This window comes from Nocardia sp. NPDC059154 (assembly GCF_042755705.1).
GTDB lineage: Bacteria > Actinomycetota > Actinomycetes > Mycobacteriales > Mycobacteriaceae > Nocardia.
In genome coordinates, this window is record NZ_JBHZCS010000031.1 from 111,458 (window position 1) to 117,807 (window position 6,350).

At 71.1% G+C, this 6,350-nt stretch carries 6 protein-coding genes; 5 read left to right on the top strand and 1 reads right to left on the bottom strand.

The annotated features are described in order from the left end of the window. The first annotated feature begins 37 nt into the window (after positions 1-37). The 3 genes from ACFXN1_RS26025 (at position 38) to ACFXN1_RS26035 (ending at position 2,875) form a co-directional block, all read left to right on the top strand. Positions 38-688 carry a DUF3159 domain-containing protein gene (locus ACFXN1_RS26025; protein ID WP_379445293.1) on the top strand — a complete coding sequence of 217 codons (651 nt, stop codon included), beginning with the start codon at positions 38-40 and terminating at the stop codon, positions 686-688. 147 nt (positions 689-835) lie between these two features. Further along, on the top strand, positions 836-2,167 hold the full coding sequence (locus ACFXN1_RS26030) for a hypothetical protein (protein WP_379445295.1): 1,332 nt from the start codon (positions 836-838) through the stop codon (positions 2,165-2,167). Between the two features lie 45 nt (positions 2,168-2,212). Beyond that, a complete protein-coding gene (locus ACFXN1_RS26035; RefSeq protein ID WP_379401210.1) occupies positions 2,213-2,875 on the top strand; it encodes a DedA family protein in 663 nt (220 codons plus the stop codon). 28 nt (positions 2,876-2,903) lie between these two features. Here the strand turns inward: ACFXN1_RS26035 and ACFXN1_RS26040 are convergent, their stop codons facing one another. Beyond that, positions 2,904-5,075 carry an MMPL family transporter gene (locus ACFXN1_RS26040; protein ID WP_379445297.1) on the bottom strand — a complete coding sequence of 724 codons (2,172 nt, stop codon included), beginning with the start codon at positions 5,073-5,075 and terminating at the stop codon, positions 2,904-2,906. 100 nt (positions 5,076-5,175) lie between these two features. Between ACFXN1_RS26040 and ACFXN1_RS26045 the strand changes: the two genes are divergently transcribed. Continuing rightward, positions 5,176-5,871, top strand: coding sequence for a TetR/AcrR family transcriptional regulator (locus tag ACFXN1_RS26045; RefSeq protein ID WP_379445299.1), 696 nt, complete (start codon positions 5,176-5,178; stop codon positions 5,869-5,871). Positions 5,872-5,984: 113 nt separating this feature from the next. Next, positions 5,985-6,350: twin-arginine translocation signal domain-containing protein (locus ACFXN1_RS26050; RefSeq protein ID WP_379463684.1), on the top strand; the 366-nt coding region annotated here is incomplete at its 3' end.

Consider the following 6,350-nt stretch of genomic DNA (forward strand, 5'->3'; position numbering starts at 1 on the left):
TTCGTGATTGCAGTACTTCTGCAGTAGGTTCGGCCGCATGAGTGGTACAGGTCACCGGCGCACCGACCTGAAAGACGCGTGGAGCAAGTTCCTCGAGCATCACGGGCCGCGGCACGTCGCCGACGGCGCGGCGCCCGCGGTCGGATTCCTGCTCGGATACAAGCTTTTCGACCCGTGGATCGGGATCGCGGTCGCGCTCGTGGTGGCCGTCGCGCTGGGCGGCTACCGCCTGGTCCGCGGCGATTCGGTCAAGGTGGTCGGCGGATCCATCGCAGTGGTCGCGCTGTACTCCGTGTTCGTCATGTGCACAGGTCGCGGCCGGGACTTCTATCTGCCCGATCTCCTCGGCTGCGTCCTGCTCTCGGCGGCGTTCGGCGCGAGTCTGTTCGCGCGCCGCCCGCTGAGCCTGTGGATCACCCAGCGGCTGCGCCTGGAACCGGCCGGCCCGCCCGCCGAGCACCTGGCCCTGCACCGGCGAATCACTCTGGGCTGGCTGATCTTCTGGCTGGTGCACCTGGCGGTGATCGTCCCGTTCTACCTCGCAGACCAGGTGGTCCTGCTGGGCGTGGCCACCCTGATCCTGGGCAAGCCGTCCATCATCGTCATGATCCTGGTGACCTGGCTGCTGCTGCGCCGGTCGGCGCAGGGCCGCCTCGCGCCGCAGCGGACAGCGGTCGAAACCGCGTGAGCCGGGCATGCTCACCGGCCCGGAGTGAGCGAATCGCGGGTGGCAGGACGCGGCCGCCGACCTCCCGGATCGATAGCGTGATGATTGCTAATCTGGCGCCATGAGTGCTGGTCAGCGGCTGGACGGATCTCGGTCCACCGGATCCCGATGAGGGTCCGGGGCGGCCGCGACGCCATCGAGACGGGCACCGCGTTCCTGGCGGCGCTCGTCGCCGGGCTGTCGCTCATGGTGCCCATCGACTTCGCGTGGACCTCCCGCAGTTCGGCGCTGCACCTGGATCTGCTGGTCTTCAGTCTGCCGCAGGCGATTGCGGCGGGGGCGCTGGTCGCGATCGTGACCGCGGTGCTGTCCACCGCGCTGGGCGGGCAGAGCCTGCGCTGGGGTGTGGCGCTGGGCGGGGCGGCGCTGCTGTTCGTCAATCACCTGCTGGGGGGCCACGCCGTGCTCGGCACCTCGCTGGCCACCCTCAACTTCCTGGATTCCATTGCCGGCGGGCTCATTCTCGGCGGTTCGGGGGCCGGGGTGCTGTCCCGCTCCCGCGTCGAATCCCGGTACACCTGGGCGACGTCGGCGTGGCTGCTGGGCGCGCTCGGCAGCGTGGTGGTCGCCCAGGACCTCATTCCGGAACCCGAGTCCAAGCTGGCCGATCCGCACTTCCCGCAGAACTGGCCCGCCCTCGACGCGCCCCCGCTGTGGCTGATCGCGCTGGCCCTGCTCGTCATCGGATTCCGGTTCCTGCGCGAGCCGGGCGCGCATCCGGTGGAGGCGCATTCGATCCAGCTGCCCATCGTCCCGATCATCGCGGGCGCCTTCATGATCGGCGTCGACCTGGTCGGGTCCGGGGTGCTGGCCCGCCACGGCGACAGCCCGCTCACGATCGCGGCGACGGCCGCGGCGACGGCGGCCGGGGCCCTGCTCACCGCGCTCATGCTGCCCAAGCGGGACGGCGTCCAGGTGCTGCTCGCGGTGGCGCTCGCCGGGACGGGCAGCGCCGTCCTCGTGACGAGCATTCCGGGATGGTCGATCTGGGGTCTCTTGGTGCTGGTCGCCGGCGGGCTGGTGGCGGGTATCCGCTGGCCCGGTGTGCGGGCCGCCGCGGTCGGCATCATCGGCCTGTCCGTCTACGCGGTGCTGACGGTCGTGGCCGGGCATCCCGTCGCCCTCACCGTGCTCGGGCACGCGCTGCTCGCCCTGCTGGCGGGCTACTGTTTCGGCGCGGTCACCCCGCGCTACGGCTCCACCCGGGTGCTCGGCATCGCCCTGATCTACGTGCCCTCACCGGTGCTCGCGCTACGCGACTACGCCCGGCGCGGGCACTGCCTGCTGATCGACCCCGGAAAGCCTTGCACCATCGCCGATTTCACCTCGTTCGCACCCGGCTGCGCGGCCATCGCGCTCGCGGTGGGCTGTGCGCTGGGCCTGTGGGCGCTGCTGCGGCGGCGGCCCGAACAGGCTCGGGTGGCGGCGTCCGCGAGCTGAGCGTCCCGAGCACCCGGGTCGAGCGGCCTGGGTACCGTGGCGGACATGAATTCGCTGCTGCACCGGATATTGGATATCGCGCCGATCTGGGTGTACCTGGTCGTCACCCTGCTGGTGTTTGCCGAGGACGCGATCTTCGTCGGCTTCGTGATCCCGGGTGAGACGGCGGCGGTGCTCGGCGGTGTGGCCGCCAGCCAGGGACATGTGCTGCTGTGGCTGATGATCCTGCTGGTGGTGGCCGCCGCCATCCTCGGCGACAGCGTGGGCTACGAGGTCGGCAAACACGTGGGCCCGCGGCTGCTGCAGGCCTCGATGCTGGACCGGCATCGCGGCCGCCTCGACCGCGCCCAGGACTATCTGGCCCGGCGCGGCGGCTGGGCGGTGTTCCTCGGCCGGTTCACCGCGTTCTTCCGGGCCATGATGCCCGCGCTGGCAGGCACCTCGCGCATGCCCTACCGGCGCTTCCTGCTGTTCAATGCCGCCGGCGGAATCGTCTGGGGCACCACGTTCGTGGTGCTCGGCTTCGTGGCCGGGCAGTCCTACGAGGCGGTGGCCAAGACGGTCGGCCGGGACCTGGCCATCGGTGTCGTCGCCATCGTCGTGCTCGCGCTGATCGGGTGGAAGCTGCGCGAACGTCGCCGCGAGCGGGCCTTCGAGACCGAGTACGAGGCGACCCACCAGGGACTGATGACGCCCGAAACCGATTGAGCCCAACCGGTTTCGGGCGTCGCCGGGCTCAGACCGCGGCCAGTTCGCGCTGCGGCTCCGGCTCGCTGTCCTCCTGCGGCCCTTCGATATTCAGCGTCGGCAGCACCCGATCCAGGCGGCGGGGCAGCCACCACGCCCGGCGGCCGAGCAGGGCCAGCACCGCGGGGACCAGCGTCAGCCGGACCGCGAACGCGTCCACCAGCACACCCACCGCCAGGGCAAAGGCGATCGGCTTGATCATGGCGTCGTCGGTGGGGACGAAGGAGGCGAAGACCGCCACCATGATCGTCGCCGCGGCCGTCACCACCCGGGCGTTGTGACGGGTGCCCTCGATGATCGACGCTCCGGCGTCGCGGCGGTGCAGCCACTGTTCGCGAATCCCGGACACCAGGAACACCTGGTAGTCCATGGCCAGCCCGAACAGCACGCCCACCAGGATGATCGGCAGGAAGCTCACCACCGGCCCGACCTTCGAGACACCGAACAGGTCCGCGGCCCAACCCCATTGGAAGACCGCGACCGTGGTGCCCAGCGCCGCCGCGACCGACAGCAGGAAGGTGACTGCCGCCTTCACCGGTACCGCGATCGACCGGAACACCAGGACCAGCAGCACCAGGCTCAGGCCGACCACGATGCCCAGGAACGGCACCAGGGACGCGGAAAGCCGTTGCGAGACATCGATGGTGACCGCGGTGTCGCCGGTGACGGCCACGTCGGCCCCGGGGACCGCGCCGGGCGCCCGATCGCGGATGGCGTGGACCAGATCGGTGGTCTGCTGCGACTCCGGCGCGCTGGCCGGAATCACCATGATCAGCGACTGGCCTGCCCGCTGGGTCGGCTGCGGCGGTGCGACATACGTGACGTCGGGCAGTCCGCGCACCGTGTCGGCGACCGTCGCGGCAGCGCGGGTGTCGCCGTTCGGCGCGTCCACGACCACCACCAGCGGGCCGTTGAAGCCGGGACCGAACTTCTCGGCAATGGTGTCGTAGGCCTGCCGCTGACCCGTCGACGCGGCGGCGGAACCATTGTCGGGCAGAGCCATTCGCAGCGAGGCGGCGGGCAGGGCCAGCAGGATCAGCGCCCCGGCCACGGCCAGCACGGTGACGAGCGGCCGCGCGGTGACCAGCCGTGCCCAGCGCGCGCCCATGCTGTCGGCTCCGGTGGCGGTGGCCTGCCGGTGGGCGCGCGAGCCCGGCCGCGGCGTCAGCCGGGCGCCGGCGAATCCGGCCAGCGCGGGCAGCAGTGTGAGCGCCACCGCCACCGCGATCAGCACCGCGCCGGAGGCGGCCAGCCCCATGACGGTCAGGAACGGAATGCCGATCACGCTCAGCGCGGCCAGCGCGATGATCACTGTCGTACCCGCGAAAACGACTGCGCTGCCCGCGGTCTCATTGGCCCGCCGCGCCGATTCCCGGGGCGTCAGCCCGGCGGCCAGCTGGGACCGGTGCCGGGACAGGATGAACAGCGCGTAGTCGATTCCGACCGCCAGGCCCAGCATGAGCGCCAGCGTCAGCGCGGTCGACGACACCGGCACCGCCGCGCTCAGGGCGGACAGCCCGCCCACCGTGACCGCGATGCCGAAAACCGCTGACAGGATCGGCATTCCGGCCGCCACCAGCGAACCGAACGTGATCAGCAGGACCAGCACCGCCACCCCGAGCCCGAGGATCTCGGTGACGCCCGGCTGCATTTGCCCGGCCCCGTACGCGGAGCCGCCGACCGACACGTCCAGCCCGGCCTCGCGCGCGGTCTCGCCCGACTGTTCGACCGCGTCCCGGGCGGCGCTGGTCACCTTGGACCGGTCGCCGTCGAAGTGCACGACACCGATCGCGGTGCGCTGGTCCTGCGAGACTGCTCCCGCCTGCTGGGGCGTGGTCACCCCGATCGCTCCCGGCGCGGTTCCGGCGACCTCGAGGGTGTGCTGGATCGCCGTGCGATAGGGCGCCTCGGTGATGAGATGTCCCTCGGGTGCGGTGAAGACCAGTTGCGCGTTGGCTCCCGCCGCGTCGGGCGCGGTCTCGGACAGGGTGTCCAGCGCCCGCTGGGACTCGGCCCCGGGCACGGTGAAGCGGTCGTCGAGGCGGCCGCCCGCGAGCACGGCACCGCCGACGACGGCGATCAGCAGGATGGCCCAGATCGAGACGACCAGGCCACGGCGCCGGAAGGCGAAGTCGCCGATCCGGCCCAGTAATGCGCTCATCGGTGATTCCTCTCGGAGGCGTGCGAGTTGATGTTGACGGGCGTGAACTTTATGGGTGTTAACTTGCCTCGCGATCTGTACAGGTGTCAACATCAATGTCGTGGACATCACCGACGATGTGGCGAAGAAGCCCGCACGCGAGGGTCCCTACCACCACGGGGACCTGCGCAATGCCCTGGTGAGCGCGTCCGCGCAGCTCGCCGAGATCGGCGGGCCCACCGCGGTCACCGTCCGCGCCGCCGCCCGGGCGGTCGGCGTCACCGCCACCGCCGCGTACCGCCACTTCAACGGTCACGAGGAACTGCTCGCCGCGGTGCGCGGGCAGGCCGAGGAAGCCCTGTTCGAGGCCCTCGACGGCGCGATGAAAAACGTTCCGGCGCAAGCTGATCCGACCGCGACCGCGATCGCCCGGCTGGCCACCGCCGGGCGCGCCTACATCGAATACGCCCAGCGGGAGCGCGGCCTGTTCCGGACCGCGTTCTGCGGCAGTGATGTCGACGTGAACAAAGAGGTGTTCGAGGATCCCATCTTCCAGCTCATCGGGACCGCAATCGATGCCCTGGTCGCGACGGGATTCATGGATCCGCGTCAGCGTCCCGGCGCGGAGTTCACCGCATGGGCCGCCGTACACGGGCTGGCGAGCCTGATCGTCGACGGCCCGCTGGCCGACGCCGAGCCCGCCGATCGCGAGGCGGCCATCGACCATGCCGTCGCCACCGTGCTGCGCGGCTGCGCCACCGGCCCGCGCGCCGAGCCGTACCGCTCGACCGACCCGCACATCGCGCTGCCCGCCTGATTCCGACGACTCGCCGGGCGAATTGTCCTGTGTTCACCGCCATGTCGCGAGTCCGTAAGCTTGCGGCGTTTTGATGACCGCGCAAACGGACTCACGGTGACAAGGTTTTCTCGATGCTGAATCCCCTCGGCACGGTGCCCCGCACGGGCATTCCGGCACAGCTCGCCGCGCAGATGACGATGGACGAGCAATACGACTGGCACCGTTCGTATCTGAAACGGCATCGCGTGAGCCGGCGCACCTTCCTGCGGGGCAGCGCCGCCGCGGCCATGGCCGCCGGACTCGGCTCCGCCTTCGGCGGCCGTGGCGTCGCCTACGCCGACGACGCCCCGCTGACCGTCGGCGGCCGCCGCGTCGGGTACGGCACGGACGCGGCCAGCCAGCTGCGCTTCTCCGCCCAGCTGTCGCGAAACCCGGGCGCCACCAAGGTCTTCCTCGACCACGGCCCGACCCCCGCCCTCGGCAGCACCCTCGAGGCC